General features: G+C 34.2%; 17 protein-coding genes and 1 other RNA gene. 8 read left to right on the top strand and 10 right to left on the bottom strand.

Translation table 11 applies throughout. From position 1 onward, the window contains the following. Positions 1–831, bottom strand: a complete 831-nt coding sequence (locus tag GMA17_RS03450; protein WP_248399166.1) for a M48 family metallopeptidase — start codon at positions 829–831, stop codon at positions 1–3. A 151-nt stretch (positions 832–982) separates the two neighbouring features. Between GMA17_RS03450 and msrB the strand changes: the two genes are divergently transcribed. The 3 genes from msrB (at position 983) to lpdA (ending at position 3,694) form a co-directional block, all read left to right on the top strand. Next, a complete protein-coding gene (msrB, locus tag GMA17_RS03445) occupies positions 983–1,465 on the top strand; it encodes a peptide-methionine (R)-S-oxide reductase MsrB (RefSeq protein ID WP_248399165.1) in 483 nt (160 codons plus the stop codon). 67 nt (positions 1,466–1,532) lie between these two features. Next, complete coding sequence (locus GMA17_RS03440; protein WP_248399163.1) at positions 1,533–2,069, top strand: DUF1572 family protein; 537 nt, start codon at positions 1,533–1,535, stop codon at positions 2,067–2,069. A gap of 248 nt (positions 2,070–2,317) precedes the next feature. After that, entirely contained in the window at positions 2,318–3,694 is a 1,377-nt protein-coding gene (gene lpdA / locus GMA17_RS03435) for a dihydrolipoyl dehydrogenase (RefSeq protein ID WP_248399161.1), read from the top strand. A 152-nt stretch (positions 3,695–3,846) separates the two neighbouring features. Here lpdA and aroQ read toward each other — a convergent pair whose 3' ends face one another. The 5 genes from aroQ to GMA17_RS03410 all read right to left on the bottom strand — a co-directional run bounded on the left by aroQ (position 3,847) and on the right by GMA17_RS03410 (position 7,370). Next, positions 3,847–4,269 (bottom strand): type II 3-dehydroquinate dehydratase, encoded by a 423-nt coding sequence (aroQ, locus tag GMA17_RS03430; RefSeq protein WP_248399159.1) that lies wholly within the window; start codon positions 4,267–4,269, stop codon positions 3,847–3,849. Between the two features lie 63 nt (positions 4,270–4,332). Continuing rightward, positions 4,333–4,971, bottom strand: a complete 639-nt coding sequence (locus GMA17_RS03425) for a porin family protein (RefSeq protein WP_248399157.1) — start codon at positions 4,969–4,971, stop codon at positions 4,333–4,335. Between the two features lie 268 nt (positions 4,972–5,239). After that, on the bottom strand, positions 5,240–5,902 hold the full coding sequence (locus GMA17_RS03420; RefSeq protein WP_248399155.1) for a porin family protein: 663 nt from the start codon (positions 5,900–5,902) through the stop codon (positions 5,240–5,242). Between the two features lie 95 nt (positions 5,903–5,997). Further along, entirely contained in the window at positions 5,998–6,588 is a 591-nt protein-coding gene (locus tag GMA17_RS03415) for a hypothetical protein (protein ID WP_248399153.1), read from the bottom strand. Between the two features lie 110 nt (positions 6,589–6,698). Beyond that, positions 6,699–7,370 (bottom strand): porin family protein, encoded by a 672-nt coding sequence (locus GMA17_RS03410; RefSeq protein WP_248399151.1) that lies wholly within the window; start codon positions 7,368–7,370, stop codon positions 6,699–6,701. Positions 7,371–7,585: 215 nt separating this feature from the next. On the opposite strand from GMA17_RS03410, the gene xerD reads away from it, so the two are divergent. Next, positions 7,586–8,497, top strand: coding sequence for a site-specific tyrosine recombinase XerD (xerD, locus tag GMA17_RS03405; protein WP_248399149.1), 912 nt, complete (start codon positions 7,586–7,588; stop codon positions 8,495–8,497). 63 nt (positions 8,498–8,560) lie between these two features. Here xerD and rny read toward each other — a convergent pair whose 3' ends face one another. The 4 genes from rny to GMA17_RS03385 all read right to left on the bottom strand — a co-directional run bounded on the left by rny (position 8,561) and on the right by GMA17_RS03385 (position 10,971). Further along, positions 8,561–10,132: a ribonuclease Y gene (gene rny / locus GMA17_RS03400; protein ID WP_248399147.1), complete on the bottom strand. Its 1,572-nt coding sequence runs from the start codon at positions 10,130–10,132 to the stop codon at positions 8,561–8,563. 55 nt (positions 10,133–10,187) lie between these two features. After that, positions 10,188–10,315, bottom strand: a non-coding RNA gene (gene ssrS / locus GMA17_RS03395) — 6S RNA. Between the two features lie 55 nt (positions 10,316–10,370). Next, on the bottom strand, positions 10,371–10,664 hold the full coding sequence (locus GMA17_RS03390) for a cell division protein ZapA (RefSeq protein ID WP_248399145.1): 294 nt from the start codon (positions 10,662–10,664) through the stop codon (positions 10,371–10,373). A 16-nt stretch (positions 10,665–10,680) separates the two neighbouring features. Then, positions 10,681–10,971, bottom strand: a complete 291-nt coding sequence (locus tag GMA17_RS03385) for a hypothetical protein (protein ID WP_248399144.1) — start codon at positions 10,969–10,971, stop codon at positions 10,681–10,683. A gap of 177 nt (positions 10,972–11,148) precedes the next feature. On the opposite strand from GMA17_RS03385, the gene GMA17_RS03380 reads away from it, so the two are divergent. The 4 genes from GMA17_RS03380 to GMA17_RS03365 all read left to right on the top strand — a co-directional run bounded on the left by GMA17_RS03380 (position 11,149) and on the right by GMA17_RS03365 (position 16,371). Then, on the top strand, positions 11,149–12,840 hold the full coding sequence (locus tag GMA17_RS03380; protein WP_248399142.1) for a M23 family metallopeptidase: 1,692 nt from the start codon (positions 11,149–11,151) through the stop codon (positions 12,838–12,840). Positions 12,841–12,852: 12 nt separating this feature from the next. Then, the gene (locus GMA17_RS03375; RefSeq protein WP_248399140.1) at positions 12,853–15,318 is read left to right on the top strand and encodes a TonB-dependent receptor; all 2,466 of its coding nucleotides are present in this window, start codon (positions 12,853–12,855) and stop codon (positions 15,316–15,318) included. A gap of 87 nt (positions 15,319–15,405) precedes the next feature. Then, on the top strand, positions 15,406–15,780 hold the full coding sequence (locus GMA17_RS03370; protein WP_248399138.1) for a hypothetical protein: 375 nt from the start codon (positions 15,406–15,408) through the stop codon (positions 15,778–15,780). Positions 15,781–15,873: 93 nt separating this feature from the next. Further along, on the top strand, positions 15,874–16,371 hold the full coding sequence (locus GMA17_RS03365; RefSeq protein WP_248399136.1) for a hypothetical protein: 498 nt from the start codon (positions 15,874–15,876) through the stop codon (positions 16,369–16,371). Positions 16,372–16,420: the final 49 nt, after the last annotated feature.

Below are 16,420 nucleotides of genomic sequence, written 5' to 3'. Positions count from 1 at the left end.
TTAATATTTCCCTAACGATCTAAATTCAGATACGCCAAATTTTTTGGCTTCTGACTTGGCTTGTGGTACTAAATTAGTTAAGTTTTCAATTCGTGAAGCATTGGCTGGGTGTGTGCTTAAAAATTCAGGTGGTGCTTGTCCACCACTATTGGCATCCATACGTCTCCATAAATTGGCCGCTTCTTCTGGATTATAACCAGCAACAGCCATTAAAATTAATCCTATTTTATCAGCTTCCGTTTCATGGCTTCTACTAAACGGCAACATAACACCAACCTGCGTACCAATTCCGTACGATTGGTTAAAAATATCACGTGTTTGGTTATCTTCAATAAGTACGTTTCCAGCTAAAGCAATACCTTGCTGTATATAAGCAGCACTCATACGCTGCTGACCATGATTAGCCAATGCATGCGCCACCTCATGACCCATAATTGCAGCAATAGCTGTTTCGTTTTCAGCAATTGGTAAAATCCCTGTATAAAAGGCAATTTTACCACCTGGCATACACCAAGCATTAACTTGGTCGGATTCTATTAAATTGTATTCCCACTTATAGCCTTCCAAATAACCTTGATAGCCATTGGCATTTAACCAACGTTCTGCCGAGACTGAAATACGCTGACCAACACGCTTAATCATTTCAGATTGAGACGTACCAGTTATTACTTTATTTTCTGCTAAAACTTGATTATACTGCTGAAATGCCGTTGGGAATAATTGATCATTCGAAACCAAAGCCATTGTTTGACTTCCTGTAAATGGATTTGTTGCGCAGGATGCGACTAAAAGTAATACGAATAATCCACTTATTTTTTGTTTGAATTTCATGTGTTTTGGGTTTTCTTTTTCTAAATTAACAAAAATTGAACCATTTTAAAAGTTCAATTTTAAATAGTTAACAAATATAAGTTATAAATACATAAATTGAAATAACCTGTTATGTTTTAATAGTCTTTCCGACCAAATAAGAAAAACAACTATGAAATATATCCTATCTGTAGTCCTATTAACGGTTTTTTTTAGCTGTAACAGTTCTGCTCAAAAAAAGAATTCTAATGAGAATACAGCATTTCCAATTTCCAAAACCGAAGCTGAATGGAAACAAGAATTAACTCCTGAACAGTTTTACGTGATGCGCGAAGCTGGAACAGAACGTGCGTTTTCAAGCCCTTTAGATAAAAATTATAAAAAAGGAACCTACGTATGTGCTGCCTGTGAAACACCCTTGTATAAAAGTGAACATAAATTTGATTCCGGAACCGGATGGCCAAGTTTTGATCGTGTTATTGAGGGCAATGTTGCGTTTGGAACCGATAACGATTTAGGCTACGCCAGAAATGAAGAACACTGTGCAAATTGTGGTGGGCATTTAGGTCATGTTTTTAATGATGGTCCACGGGAAACTACTGGAAAACGTCATTGTATAAATGGTACGGCTTTAAAATTCATTCCAGAGTCTTAAATTTCCCATTCTTTAAAAAAGTATAGCATTATAAAAATTTCTATTTTTGTAATGCTATTTATATTTTATGGAAAACGATTTAATAACGGGTATAATAAAGCAGTTTAATTACTACAAAACGGTTGGAGATAAAACGTTCGACCAATTAACTTTTGAAGAAATGACTTGGCAGTATAACGATTCGGCCAACAGTATTTCCATAATTGTTAAGCATATGGTTGGTAATATGTTCAGCAGATGGACCAATTTTTTAACGGAAGATGGTGAAAAAATTTGGCGCCAACGAGACCAAGAGTTTGAAGCCAGCTATACCAATAAAGACGAATTAATATCTGCGTGGGAACGCGGTTGGAAATGTCTTTTTGATGCCATTGAGCCTTTAAAAAACAACGAACTAAATACCATAGTTTATATCCGGAATGAAGAGCATTTAGTTTCTGAAGCCATTTTTAGACAATTAGGACACTACGCCTACCACATTGGTCAAATAGCACATATTGGCAAAATGTTGAAAGATAATGAATGGCAATCCTTATCAATTCCAAAAGGGAAATCCGTAGCCTATAACCAAGTGAAATTTTCAAAGGAAAAAGAAAATAAATAGTTTACAAATGATGCGTATCTATTAAAGATTTCTATGTCATTGCAAACAACTTAATTGCTTATGCCTTTTGCTAAAAAATTAGCACATCTGCGTGAGTGATAGTAACGGCATCCTTTTGCTTTTTCTGCAAAAGATATAGTGAATAGCACGACCTTTAGGTCACGCCCAAATAAAAATGAAACTACAATTTATTATATCGGCTATGTTTCGTAAATTCGTAGCATCAAAAAACGATTAAAAAAAACACAATGAGTAAATACGATATTATTGTTCTTGGAAGTGGCCCTGGAGGTTACGTAACTGCTATTAGAGCATCACAATTAGGTTTTAAAACTGCTGTAATTGAAAAAGAAAACCTTGGTGGTGTTTGTTTAAATTGGGGTTGTATTCCTACCAAAGCCCTTTTAAAATCGGCTCAAGTTTTTGAATACTTGAAACACGCTGAAGATTATGGGTTATCTGTTAAAGAAGCTGACAAAGATTTTGATGCGGTTGTAAAACGCTCAAGAGGTGTTGCAGATGGCATGAGCAATGGTGTTAAGTTTTTAATGAAGAAAAATAAAATTGACGTTATTGAGGGTTTTGGCAAATTAAAACCTGGAAAAAAAGTAGACGTTGATGGCAAAGAATATTCTGCCGATCATATTATTGTTGCTACTGGTGCACGCTCTCGTGAGTTACCAAATTTGCCACAAGATGGTAAAAAAGTTATTGGTTACAGAGAAGCCATGACGCTCAAAGAGCAACCAAAAAAGATGATTGTTGTAGGTTCTGGTGCTATTGGTGTTGAGTTTGCATACTTCTACAATTCTATGGGAACAGATGTTACTATCGTTGAATTTTTACCAAACGTGGTACCTGTTGAAGATGAAGATGTATCAAAACAGTTAGAGCGTTCATTCAAGAAAAGTGGTATTAAAATCATGACATCTTCTGAAGTTACAAAAGTAGACACATCGGGAACTGGTGTAAAAGCAACGGTTAAAACCAAGAAAGGTGAAGAAGTTCTAGAAGCAGATATTATTTTATCAGCTGTTGGAATCAAGTCTAATATTGAAAATATTGGTTTAGAAGATGTTGGTATTGCGGTTGATCGTGATAAGATTTTAGTAAACGATTTTTATCAAACAAATATTCCTGGTTACTACGCAATTGGCGATGTTACACCTGGACAAGCTTTAGCACACGTTGCGTCTGCAGAAGGTATTTTATGTGTTGAGAAAATAGCAGGTCAGCATGTGGAAGCTTTGGACTATGGTAATATTCCAGGTTGTACATATGCATCTCCAGAAATTGCATCTGTTGGTTTAACGGAAAAGCAAGCTAGAGAAAAAGGATTGGATATTAAAGTTGGAAAATTTCCGTTTTCGGCTTCTGGAAAAGCGAGTGCTTCTGGTGCTAAAGATGGCTTTGTTAAAGTAATTTTTGATGCTAAATATGGCGAATGGTTAGGTTGCCACATGATTGGTGCTGGTGTAACCGATATGATTGCAGAAGCTGTTTTAGGAAGAAAACTAGAAACTACAGGACATGAGGTATTAAAAGCAGTACATCCACACCCAACAATGAGTGAAGCAGTTATGGAAGCTGTTGCTGATGCTTATGGTGAAGTAATACACCTTTAATAAATAAGGAATCCGGTTTACGGTTCTCAAATGGAAGAGCTTATTACCGGAGGAATCCCATTTAGAAATATAAAAAAGCACGATTCTTATAAGAATCGTGCTTTTTGCTTTTATGTTTTTAATATTAAGGAATTTTTACCTTGAATACGGATTTAGGATGGAATAAAACTCTGAATAGCCAATTCATAACTTTGAAGACCAAATCCTAAAACAACGCCTTTGGCATGAGGTGCAACATAGGAATGATGTCTAAATCCTTCGCGCTTAAACGTATTAGAAATATGAACTTCTACAACAGGGGTTTCTATGGCAGCAACTGCATCACCAATGCCTACAGACGTATGCGTATAAGCGGCTGCATTTAAAATAATCCCATGATAGCTAAAACCGACTTCTTGAATTTTGTCAATAATTTCACCTTCAATATTAGATTGAAAATGCTCTATTGTAAATGATTCATATTTTGACTTGATGGTATCAAAAAATTCAATGAACGTTAAGCTCCCGTAAATTTGCGGTTCACGTTTCCCTAATAAGTTTAAATTGGGACCGTTTATGATGATTAGTTTTTTCATAAAGTAAAGGTATAAAAAAAACCGAAGTGTGGACTCCGGTTTTAATTTATGATTATGTGTGGTTTAGAACATAAAACCAACACCTACTTGCCATAGTGCGTTTTTGGCATCTACATTTTCAAAAACAGTATCATCTTTAAAAATATCTGTTAAACCAAATGTATAACGACCATTTACAAAAAATCCGTTATCAAATTTATAAGCGGCTCCTAAAGCTAAACTTGTATCAAAATCTTTGATATAGGAATCATCTTGATTAATTTCAATATCACCACCATCCGAATTTGGTTGAAAATCTAACTCTTCATGAATTTTAAAACCAAATTGTGGTCCGGCTTCTACACTTAATCCTTCAACTAAATACACTTTAACTAATACAGGTACTTGGATATAATCCAATTGGTATTCTATATTATCGTCCGTATCAAAAACATTGTCTTGATCTATTTCACGCACATCAAAACCTTGTCCAGAGTACATAACTTCTGGCTGAATGGATAAGCGTTCTGTAATTGGGATTTCGGCTAAAACACCCACATTAAAACTAGTACGCGATTTTAAATCATTAAAATCATCACTCGTAATTGTGGAAAAGTTTACACCACCTTTTACTCCAAATTGAACGGCTTTTGAATCCGATTGTGCATATATACTTGTTAAGCTAAAAACTGCAGCTGCAGCAACTAAAAATACTTTTTTCATTTGTTTTGCTTTTTTAGGGTTTATAATTATTATGGTACAAAGATGTCTATCTTTTAAAATAGAAATTGACGTTTTCAGTAAGAAAAATAACGCAAAAAATAATTTATAAAATTGGAAACCCTCAAAATGGGTGTTAATAATTATCTAACAAATTGATAACTTTAACTTTAGATGAAAAACACGTAATATTAGGATATGCTAAAAAAAATCAGGCATAAAAAAACCGAAGCCAAGCTTCGGTTTTAAATGATTTTATTAATCTATAAATTTAGAACATAAATCCAGCAGAAATTTGAATTACGCCATTATTAATTTTGTATTCATCGCGAAATTCATCCTCATCATTAATATTCATTAAACCTAAATTATAACGTGCTCCAAAGTTTAGGCCGTTATCTAATTTATAGCCTAAACCAAAATTAAGACCGAAATCAATTCCTTTTAATTCGTCATCAATATCAATTTCTTCTGATCCTGATTCTGAAAAATCTGTTCCACCTCCAGATATAGAGTACTCATACTCATATTCACCTTTAGCAGAAACCAAAAAGCTAACTTGTGGTCCTACTTCAACGTTAAAGCCATCTACGATGTAATACTTAAACATTACTGGTAAATTGATATAATTTAATTTTAAAGTAGATTTTTCAAAATCTCTTTCGGTAACTCCACCAATAGTTGACGTTTCAGTATATTCGTTTTTCGCACCTTGCATTGAGTATAATAACTCGGCTTGAAGGCCCATTTTTTCATCGAACATATATTCAGCTGCACCACCAATGTGTAAGCCTACTTTAAATTCAGCATCTTCAATATCACCTGTTAATGTTGCAAAATTCACACCAGCTTTAGGACCAAAGCTAAACTCTTGAGCTGATACTTGACTCAAACCAATTACAGCAATAGCTGCAGAAAGTAATAATTTTTTCATGTAATAAATTTAATTAAGTTAAGATATTTTTGAATTGCCAAAAATAAGCCGAATGATTATATCCACCAAATTAAAAGTAAGTTTAATCTTATAGTTTAAAATTCAAATTCTACGCCAAAATTAAAGGAATTGAAACCACTACCAGAAACATAGGTTCCACCATAGTAAGTATCTCCATAATCTACACCTCCAGAAATACTTTGGAAAGATGCTATTAAGGCAATGGTTCCCAAATCAAAACCAAATTTTGGTCGTGCATAAAATCCTGATTTAGCATCGCCAGACACGTTAAGTCCCACACCTAAATCAATTCCACCAAAAAACTTACGGTCTGCAAAATAATATCGTGCTGAAGCCGCAATAGGAATAAATGATGCGTCTTCGTAATCCGCAATCACCACTAATTCATCATCAAAATAGCGGTTATAACTGTAGCTTCCATCAGCAATAAAATGTGTGTAACCTAATAAACCACCTATTTCTAGGTTATCAATAACCTCAAATAAATAAGCACCATCAAAGCCAAAGTTAAAAGAGGCAATATCACTAGAAGTACTTAATGGCAACCCTATATTGGCACCTATATAAAACCCTCCTGTTTTAGCCTTTTCCACAAAATCATCCTGTGCATTCATTTTTGTTAACCCGAACACTGCTATAGCAGCCAATAAAATTGTTTTTTTCATAATTGTTAGTTTTAGTTAATAGATTGATATACTTAAAGATAAACAAATAACATAAACAAAAAAAAGCCAAAACAGTGTTTTGGCTTTTTAATATCATTAGGTTGTAATGTTTAAAACATAAAACCTGCGGATAATTGAATTACACGGTTTTTACGTGAAAAAGAAAATAATCCAAAATCAGCAAAATCTCCGTAAAAATCTTCATCATCCACTTTAGATAATCCTAAATTATAACGAGCCGTAAAGAAAAGTCCACTTTCCATTTCATAACTCGCTCCAAAATTTAATCCAAAATCAAGTGACTTGTATAAATCCTTTGTATCAATTTTAACATCGCCTTCTTCTAGATAATCATTATAATAATCATTTCGCTCATCTTTAGCCGAAACTAAAAAACCTATTTGAGGTCCCGCTTCTATGCTTAAACCATCAATAGGAAAGAATTTAGCCATAATTGGAATGTTAACATAGCTTAAATTTACATTATAATCTTGTTTACGATCATCAATATCGAAATAAGTCGATTTGAAACCCTGGTTAGAAAATAATAATTCAGGCTGTAATGCAAACTTTTCAGTGAGCTTTAATTCAGCTAAACCACCAATATGAAAGCCAACTTTCATTTCAGCGTCTTGAAAATCCTCGTCAAAACCAGAAACGCCAAAATCTCCAGCTAAATTTGCAAAGTTAACACCACCTTTAACACCAAACCTGACGTCTTGTGCTGATAGTGCACCCATACTGAACACAGCAACAGCTGCACATACTAATAATTTTTTCATAATTTTAAGTTTTAATTAATTGATTATCACAAACTAACCACTTTTTTCGCAATAATTAAAGTTTTGAAGCTAACTTATTAACATTCTAATTAACAATAAAAAACAAACTATTGATTTTCAGATGTTTATATCTTTAGTTGTTAACAATTACAAAACCTATATCCGCTTTTAAGGAGATTTACATACATTTAAAACTTTATCCTATCTTTGTTACAATGACCTGGAACCAAGCCTTAACGGATTTTAATTTATACCTAAAAATTGAACGTGGATTATCGCCAAATACCATTGCCAGTTATACTTTTGATATAGAGAAATTGATAGCTTTTCTAGAGGAACATAACATGAACAGTTCTCCTAATCAAATCACGTCTGAAACGGTTCAGCAATTTATTTACGACATAGCAAAAGATATCAATCCACGCTCACAATCCCGCATTATATCCGGGTTGCGCAGTTTTTTTGGTTATTTAGTTTTTGAGGATTATAGAACCGATAATCCAATTGATTTAATTGAATCCCCTAGAATTGGCCGGAAACTTCCAGACACTTTAAGCTTAAAAGATATTGACCGGATTATTAATGCTATTGATTTAACCAAAGAATACAATCAAGTACGGATTGGTGAACGCGATAGAACCATGTTGGAAACCCTCTATGGATGCGGTTTACGCGTTAGTGAATTGGTGAGTCTGAAAATTTCAGATTTGTTTTTTGAAGAAGGATTTATCAACGTTACTGGAAAAGGTGATAAACAGCGTTTTGTTCCTATTAGTCCCACAACTCAAAAATATATAACTATTTATATTCGCGATGTTCGTTCGGCTATAGATGTTCAGAAAGAATATAACGACACCTTATTTTTAAACAATCGTGGCAAGCAACTAACGCGTGCCATGATTTTTACCATTATTAAAAAATTAGCGACTGAAATAAATCTCAATAAAACCATTTCCCCACATACCTTCAGGCATTCCTTTGCAACACATTTATTAGAAAATGGTGCCGATTTAAGAGCTATTCAAATGATGTTAGGTCACGAAAGCATCACCACCACCGAAATATATGTGCATTTGGATAAAAAACAATTGAAGAAAGCCATCCAAACATTTCATCCTAGGAAATAAACTGCCAAAAAAAAAGTCCCTCTTTTTAAAGAAGGACTTTTTATATATCTAAAATATAATATTTTATTTCGCAATATTTACTGCACGTGTCTCACGAATAACGGTGACTTTAACTTGACCTGGATAGGTCATATCTGTTTGAATTTTTTGAGAAATACTAAAGGATAAATCAGCTGCTTTCTGATCATCCACTTTTTCGCTTTCTACAATAACACGTAATTCACGACCTGCTTGAATAGCATAGGCTTTTTTAACACCTCCAAACCCGAAAGCAATATCTTCCAAATCTTTTAAACGTTGAATATAACTATCAAGAACTTGACGTCTTGCGCCAGGTCTTGCTCCTGAAATAGCATCACAAACTTGAACAATTGGCGCTAATAAGGATTTCATTTCAATTTCATCGTGGTGAGCACCTATGGCATTACAAACATCATCTTTCTCACCAAACTTTTCAGCCCATTGCATACCTAAAATAGCATGTGGTGTTTCCATATCTGCTTCCGCATCTGGCACTTTACCAATATCATGTAATAATCCGGCACGTTTAGCCATTTTTGGATTTAAGCCTAATTCGGCCGCCATTATACCACAAAGTTTAGCAACTTCACGCGAGTGTTGTAATAAGTTTTGACCGTAAGACGAACGGTATTTCATACGTCCAACCATCTTTATTAGTTCAGGATGAAGGTTATGAATTCCTAAATCGATTATAGTTCGTTTTCCTACTTCAATAATCTCTTGTTCAATTTGCTTGGTTGTTTTTTGAACCACCTCTTCAATACGTGCTGGGTGAATACGACCATCTGTTACCAATTTGTGTAAGGATAATCTAGCAATTTCACGACGTACAGAATCAAAACAAGATAAGATAATGGCTTCTGGTGTGTCATCAACAATAATCTCTACACCTGTTGCTGCTTCAATAGCCCGAATATTACGACCTTCACGACCAATAATACGACCTTTAACATCATCTGATTCGATATTGAAAACAGAAACACAGTTATCCACTGCCTCTTCCGTTCCAATACGCTGAATGGTATTAATAATAATTTTTTTAGCTTCTTGCTGCGCCGTTAGTTTAGATTCTTCAATCGTGCTCTGGATATACGCCATAGCATCATTTTTAGCTTCACCTTTTAAAGACTCTACTAATTGTGCTTTGGCATCTTCAGCAGACAGGCTAGAAATAACTTCTAGTTGTTCAATTTGACTTCTATGTAACCTATCTACTTCTTCTTGTTTCTTTTCAATAACTTCTAAGCGATGGTTGTAATCCTTAACTTTTTCTTCCAGTCCATCGTTTAATTTTTTACTTTTTGAAAGCTCTCCCGACAATTGCGATTCTTTATCACGTGTACGCTTTTCGGCATCTGCCATCTTTTTGTCACGTGAGTTAATCACTTTTTCATGTTCTGATTTTAACTCAATAAATTTTTCCTTTGCTTGAAGTATTTTATCCTTCTTAATTGATTCGCCTTCACTTTTAGCTTCTTTTAAAATAGCTGAAGCCGATTTTTTTGCGCTTTTAATAACTTTAGAAGCGTTGTTGCGCTCTAGCACTTTAGCAACAATAAAACCTATTATAATACCTAATAATATTCCACCTACAATAACAATTGTATTATCCATTTTCTAGTTGATTAATTTATATAAAAAAAGCCTGCACCAGAATAAAGTTTTGTATAAACTCCTTAAAACAAGTTTAGGGATACCAAGCTGATCAAGGGTCTGTTCGAGATACTGAATAAATTCAGCACTAACAGCATGCTTTTACAACTTAAACTCACCCTTTTTAAAGAATTCGTGTTGAGTTTATCAAAAAAAATAACTAATGCAGGCAGTAACCTTTATTTTATTTATAAGAACGTTAAGAGTTTAAATGCGAATCTAATAGGTCGTTTAAAGCATCTAACTTTAATTCCACTGTTTCATTCGCATAGTCTTTATCTAATGATTTCTGTTCCACTTGAGAAGCAAATTGCAAAGCGCACATGGCTAATACATCTTGCTTATCTTGAACAGAATAACTTTGCTCAAATTGCTTTATCATAGCTTCAATATTTTTGGCGGCTTTTCGCAACCCTTCTTCCTGACTCGGCGTAATCGTTAACGGATACACACGATTGGCTATTGATAATTTAATTTTTAGTTTTTCTGACATTGAAAACTATGATTCATTACTCGGAAAGTTGCGCAATACAATGATCAATTTCCCGAATTAATGCGTTTATTTTGAGTTTTGTTTCTCTTTTATTTTCGTCACTGCCAAGCATGGAATTGGCCATTTTCAGCGCTTCATATTTTTCTTCCCAATCAGCAATTTGCATTTTATGAGACTGAAGCATATGTTGAGAAGATTGGAGTTCTTGCTGTAATTTTAAATTTGCTTCTTTTAAAAGTCGCTGCTTATGTAAAACCTTGTTGATTTTGTTTTCTAAAGCATTTACAGTTTCTTCAATTTTACTCATCTATCATATCCATACTTATCTCACAAAGTTAACATACCTCGATTTAAATAACAATAGTTTTTCAATAAAAATTAAATAATTTACGTTTCTCCCTAAAATCGCTTCCTATGCTAATGCTTGCGGTTTTTGCTTGTCCAATTTGAATCAAATTGATATTTTAGCAACAACATCCATTTTATGCAAAAATTCCTCACATTTTTTTTACTATTCGCGTTTATAGGCCACGCCCAAACCCCCTACCCTACTGATTATTTTAGGCATCCATTAGATGTTACCATCATTCCATCTGGTACATTTGGCGAATTGCGTTCCAACCATTTTCATTCAGGAATGGATATTAAAACCCAACAACGCGAAGGTTTAAAAGTATTTGCAACGGCTGATGGGTATATTAGTCGTATAAAAATTGCCCATTATGGTTACGGAAAAGCGCTTTACATAACACATCCAAATGGCTACACCACGGTGTACGCACATTTGCAGCAATTGTCCCCAACTTTAGAGGCTTATATAAAAAAGCTCCAATATGAACAGGAAACATTTGAGATTGAGGTATTTCCAAAAATAGATGAATTACCAGTTTTAAAAGGCGATTTGATTGCTTTTAGTGGAAACACAGGAGGTTCAGGCGGTCCACATTTGCATTATGAAATTCGTGATAATGCCGAAAGACCAATAAATCCGTTACTTTTTGGAATAGACATAACCGATACTACCAAGCCCATTATAACGGAAGTTTATGCCTACCCTATTTCTGAAGATTCCCATATAAATGGGACTAAAGAACGCCAAAAATTGCGTTTAATTAATACGCCAAATGGCGATTATACCGTTGAAAATATTCAAGCATTTGGAAAAATTGGCTTTGCTATTGAAGCAAATGACAGACAAGATCTAGCCTCTAATAAGAATGGTGTAGAGAACATTCAAACCTTTTATAATGGGAATCAGAAATTTGAAATGGATTTTAAACGCTTTACATTTGATGAATCCAGACTCCTAAATCGTTATATTGATTACGGTCATTATACAGACAAAAAAGAACGGCTTCAAAAATTATTTGTAGAAAGTGGCAACACCTTAAGCATGTTGAAAAATATTGATGATAATGGTTATATTCAAGTAGAAGATAGTACATCATCAGTTTATAAAGTCCGCGTTAAGGATTTTCATAATAATGATGTTTGGCTTACCATTAATATTGAAGGTTTAGTAGGAACCGATGTAAAACCAAAAGAAATTATAGAAACACCGTTTCATATATATTCAAAAAAAGCCAATGAACTTATAAATAAAAATGTCTCGGTATATTTTCCGCAGGATGCTTTTTTTGATGATTTTTATATCAATTTTGAAGTTAACAATGATACCATCACCTTACATGAAGATACCATTCCACTTCGTGAGAACTTTACAATAACCTACGACATTAGCAGTTATAAAGACCAAGATTCTGATAAATTATATATTGCACGTTTAGTAGGTTGGCGGAAACAATACACTATTTATTCTAAAACCTATAGAAAAGAAAACACGCTAACAACATATAATAAAACGTTAGGAACTTACGCTTTAACCGTAGATAACATAAATCCCACAATAAAACCCATCAATTTTACAGAAGGCAAATGGTTGAGTAAATACCGCTTTTTAAAAGTGAAGATTGAAGATGAAGGTTCAGGAATTTCTAATTATCGCGCTACTATAAATGGCAAATGGATTTTAATGGAGTATGATTATAAAACAAATTTACTGGTTTATGATTTTAATGATAATGTTTCAACCGAAACAAAAAATAATTTAAAGATAATTGTAACAGATAATGTGGGAAATAATTCTACTTTTGAAACAACCTTTTTCCGAAAATAAAAAATTAAAACCTTGACATATAAATCACTTTCAGTTTTCGTTGTTCTTTTGCTACTGGTGTCGTTTACAGCCATTGCTCAAACAGGAACCCTAAAGGGTGTTATTTTAAACAGCACCAACACACCCATTTCAGACGTTAATATTACCGCAGGAAATTCAGGAACCACAACGGATGAAAACGGGTATTACAGTATAAAAATACCTGCTAATCAGGAAATAACCGTTGTTTTTACACACATCACGTTTAAATCGATAACAGCAACATTCAATCTTAAAAATGGTGAAGATGTCGAGTTTCATCCCGTTATGGATGAAGCGGTTGAGCAAATGTCAACCGTAGTTATTTCGGGAAAAACGCGAAAAGATGTTCAAGGAATTATTACCCTGCAACCGGAAACCATTAGAAATATTCCAGGCGCCAATTCCGGTGTTGAAAATTTATTAAAAACCTTACCAGGTGTAAGCAGTAATAATGAATTGAGTACACAATATTCGGTTCGTGGTGGAAATTTTGATGAAAATTTAGTTTACGTAAACGGTATTGAAGTGTATCGTCCCTTTCTTATTCGTTCCGGACAACAGGAAGGTTTAAGTTTTGTTAATACGGATTTAGTTCAGAATGTCGATTTTTCAGCTGGTGGATTCCAAGCCAAGTATGGCGATAAATTATCATCTGTTTTAGATATTACCTACAGAAAGCCTTATCAATTCGGTGTGACTGCCGATTTAAGTTTGCTTGGCGCAAGCGTTTCTGTGGAAGGACGAAGCAAAGATTCTAAATTTACAGGTATTGTTGGCATGCGTTATCGTGATAACAGTTTATTGGTGAATGCCAAGGAAACGGAAACGAATTACGATCCGAAATTTGCCGATGTGCAAACCTTTTTAACCTATAAATTTACCGATAAATTTCAATTGAGCTTTTTAGGAAACGCCTCCATCAATAAATACAACTACGAACCTGAAACACGCCAAACTAATTTTGGAACGCTTCAGAATCCACTTGCACTATTGGTGTTTTATGAAGGTCAAGAACGTGATAAATACGAAACCTATTTTGGTGCTTTAAAAGGAACCTATTTAGTTAATGACGATTTAACATTGAATCTTATTGCTAGCACATATCACACCGTTGAAGAAGAACATTTTGATATTTTGGCGCAATACCGTTTAGGTGAAGTCAACACCAATATTGGCGATGAAGATTTGGGTGAAGTGGAATTTAGCGAAGGCATTGGTGGTCAATTAAACCACGGAAGAAATGATTTAGATGCTTTAATTACGACTATTGAGCACCAAGGAAGTTATAAGAAAGACGATAACGATTTTGAATGGTCTATAAAATATACCAATGAGGATATTCGCGACCGGTTAGTAGAATGGGAAGTGATTGATTCTGCTGGTTTTTCTATAAATCCACCGAGTTCAGATGCCTTTAATGACCAACCCTATTCGCCATATTCAGGACCATTGGAACCTTTTCAAAACGTACGTGCCAAGAACAAAACACAAATTGACCGACTGCAAGCCTATTTACAATGGAGCAGACGGATGGATATTGGTGATAATGAAGCGTGGTTAAATGTGGGTGCACGTGCTCACAATTGGACCGTAAGTGGTGAAGGCATTGAAAGTACAAGCCAAACCGTATTTAGTCCGCGTGCACAATTCGCTATTAAACCCAATTGGGATAAAGATATGCTATTCCGGATTGGAACTGGTTTGTATTACCAACCACCATTTTATAGAGAGTTACGCGATTCTTCAGGAACCGTAAGGCCAGATGTAAAAGCTCAAAAATCGTTTCATATTGTTCTTGGAAACGATTACAGCTTTAAAATGTGGGACCGACCCTTTAAGTTAACCACGGAAGCTTATTATAAAAAAATAACGGATGTAAATCCGTACACTTTAGAAAACGTACGTATTCGCTACAGAGCCAAAAATAATGCCGAAGCTTATGCATACGGATTGGATATGCGCTTGAATGGCGAGTTTGTGCCAGGAACCGAATCTTGGTTTAGTTTTGGGTATTTAAAAACCGAAGAAAACATTGATGATCGTGGTTATATTGCCAGACCAACAGATCAGCGTTTAAAATTTGCCGCGTTGTTTCAAGATTATGTACCCAGTTTACCAAAAATGAAAATGTATTTAAATTTGGTGTACAATACAGGTCTTCCAGGAGGATCACCAAGTTATGCCGATCCGTATGAGTATCAAAACCGATTGCCTGATTATAAACGTGCTGATGTAGGTTTTCAATATGTTATTGTTGATGATAAAGATGACTACCAAAGTGGCTGGAGAAAGCCCTTTAAATATTTATCAATAGGCATTGAAATTTTCAATGTGTTTGATGTACAAAACTCGATTACCAACACCTGGGTTCGTGATGTGTATAGCAAGCGCCAATATGCGATACCTAATTACTTAACACCGCGTGTGTTTAATGTGCGGACGAGTATGCGGTTTTAAATAATAAGCCAAAAGTATATTATTTTGTAATCAAAAATTTAACAAAGTTTTGATTCAAGCAATCTGACTTTATACTACTTTTGTGTTGTGAAAACAAAATTTCAACTACATATAGCCATTTCCTTACTCCTAGTTTATGTATTAAACTTCGGAACGGCTATTCATGATGTTTTTATAGATTCGTTTTCGGAAAGCACGTTTAAAACACAGACGGCTGATAAACAATCTAAAGATGATTCGTCTCGTTTTTACGCCTATCAAGATCTTGAAATTTTAGGCAACACACCTACAGATTTTGAATCTGCTGACGATTTTACGGATCGTTTTGTAACTTATAATAACACTTCAGTTTTAGATGCTTCGCAAACAGCTCGAGATAATCAATATGTTAAAGCAGGACAGTACATTATTCCAAGTTATAACACGCAAACCTGCATCTTCCCCTTTCACGATTTTATTTAAAATCCTTTTTTAGTTTTTGTTTCGCTGAATTTTCAGCCACTATTTCATGCTTTTAAATAAGCGCATTTTAAACATTCTAAAAAAATAAAAATCATGGATTTAAATACCATTATCATCGGTTTAGTTATTACAACAGTAATTATTGTGCCACTAGTGTACATTCAAATGTCTCAAAATATTCAAAAGAAAAAAGCGAAAAACACATTTATTGCGAACGCCAAATCAAAAAACATTCATGTTTCCGAAATGGATTTCTGGGGAACCTATTATGCGATTGCTTTAGATGTTTCGGAAAATAAACTGGTCTTTTCTAAAAAAACAGAAGAAGAAACCGTTTGGATTACAGCCGATTTAAACCTCGTAACCGACTGCTACATTCATAAAACAGATAGAACCATAAAAAATAAAACGACCAATAAAATTGAAACAGACCGGATTGATCTCGTGTTACGCACCAAAGGTCAGGAAGATTATGTTTTGGAGTTTTTTAATGTGGATATTAACTTTGAAATGACAAATGAAAAAGTGTTGCTAGAAAAATGGCAAGCACGTATTTCAAAGCAATTGGTAACAACTAAAATTGCTGCTTAAAAATTTTATATTTAGTGTTAAGTTTTAAGGTTCAAAATTCAAGTTTCAT

The organism is Bizionia sp. M204 (assembly GCF_023205095.1).
Taxonomy (GTDB): domain Bacteria; phylum Bacteroidota; class Bacteroidia; order Flavobacteriales; family Flavobacteriaceae; genus Algorimicrobium; species Algorimicrobium hallyeonense.
The sequence above is the reverse complement of the archived record's forward strand: the minus strand, read 5'-3'. Positions and strand labels throughout refer to the sequence as shown.

What these genes read in the sequence shown, in the direction of transcription:
- GMA17_RS03450 (WP_248399166.1), bottom strand. Translation starts at nt 831, where the DNA reads ATGAAATTCAAACAAAAAATAAGTGGATTATTCGTATTACTTTTAGTC.
- msrB (WP_248399165.1), top strand. Translation starts at nt 983, where the DNA reads ATGAAATATATCCTATCTGTAGTCCTATTAACGGTTTTTTTTAGCTGT.
- GMA17_RS03440 (WP_248399163.1), top strand. Translation starts at nt 1,533, where the DNA reads ATGGAAAACGATTTAATAACGGGTATAATAAAGCAGTTTAATTACTAC.
- lpdA (WP_248399161.1), top strand. Translation starts at nt 2,318, where the DNA reads ATGAGTAAATACGATATTATTGTTCTTGGAAGTGGCCCTGGAGGTTAC.
- aroQ (WP_248399159.1), bottom strand. Translation starts at nt 4,269, where the DNA reads ATGAAAAAACTAATCATCATAAACGGTCCCAATTTAAACTTATTAGGG.
- GMA17_RS03425 (WP_248399157.1), bottom strand. Translation starts at nt 4,971, where the DNA reads ATGAAAAAAGTATTTTTAGTTGCTGCAGCTGCAGTTTTTAGCTTAACA.
- GMA17_RS03420 (WP_248399155.1), bottom strand. Translation starts at nt 5,902, where the DNA reads ATGAAAAAATTATTACTTTCTGCAGCTATTGCTGTAATTGGTTTGAGT.
- GMA17_RS03415 (WP_248399153.1), bottom strand. Translation starts at nt 6,588, where the DNA reads ATGAAAAAAACAATTTTATTGGCTGCTATAGCAGTGTTCGGGTTAACA.
- GMA17_RS03410 (WP_248399151.1), bottom strand. Translation starts at nt 7,370, where the DNA reads ATGAAAAAATTATTAGTATGTGCAGCTGTTGCTGTGTTCAGTATGGGT.
- xerD (WP_248399149.1), top strand. Translation starts at nt 7,586, where the DNA reads ATGACCTGGAACCAAGCCTTAACGGATTTTAATTTATACCTAAAAATT.
- rny (WP_248399147.1), bottom strand. Translation starts at nt 10,132, where the DNA reads ATGGATAATACAATTGTTATTGTAGGTGGAATATTATTAGGTATTATA.
- GMA17_RS03390 (WP_248399145.1), bottom strand. Translation starts at nt 10,664, where the DNA reads ATGTCAGAAAAACTAAAAATTAAATTATCAATAGCCAATCGTGTGTAT.
- GMA17_RS03385 (WP_248399144.1), bottom strand. Translation starts at nt 10,971, where the DNA reads ATGAGTAAAATTGAAGAAACTGTAAATGCTTTAGAAAACAAAATCAAC.
- GMA17_RS03380 (WP_248399142.1), top strand. Translation starts at nt 11,149, where the DNA reads ATGCAAAAATTCCTCACATTTTTTTTACTATTCGCGTTTATAGGCCAC.
- GMA17_RS03365 (WP_248399136.1), top strand. Translation starts at nt 15,874, where the DNA reads ATGGATTTAAATACCATTATCATCGGTTTAGTTATTACAACAGTAATT.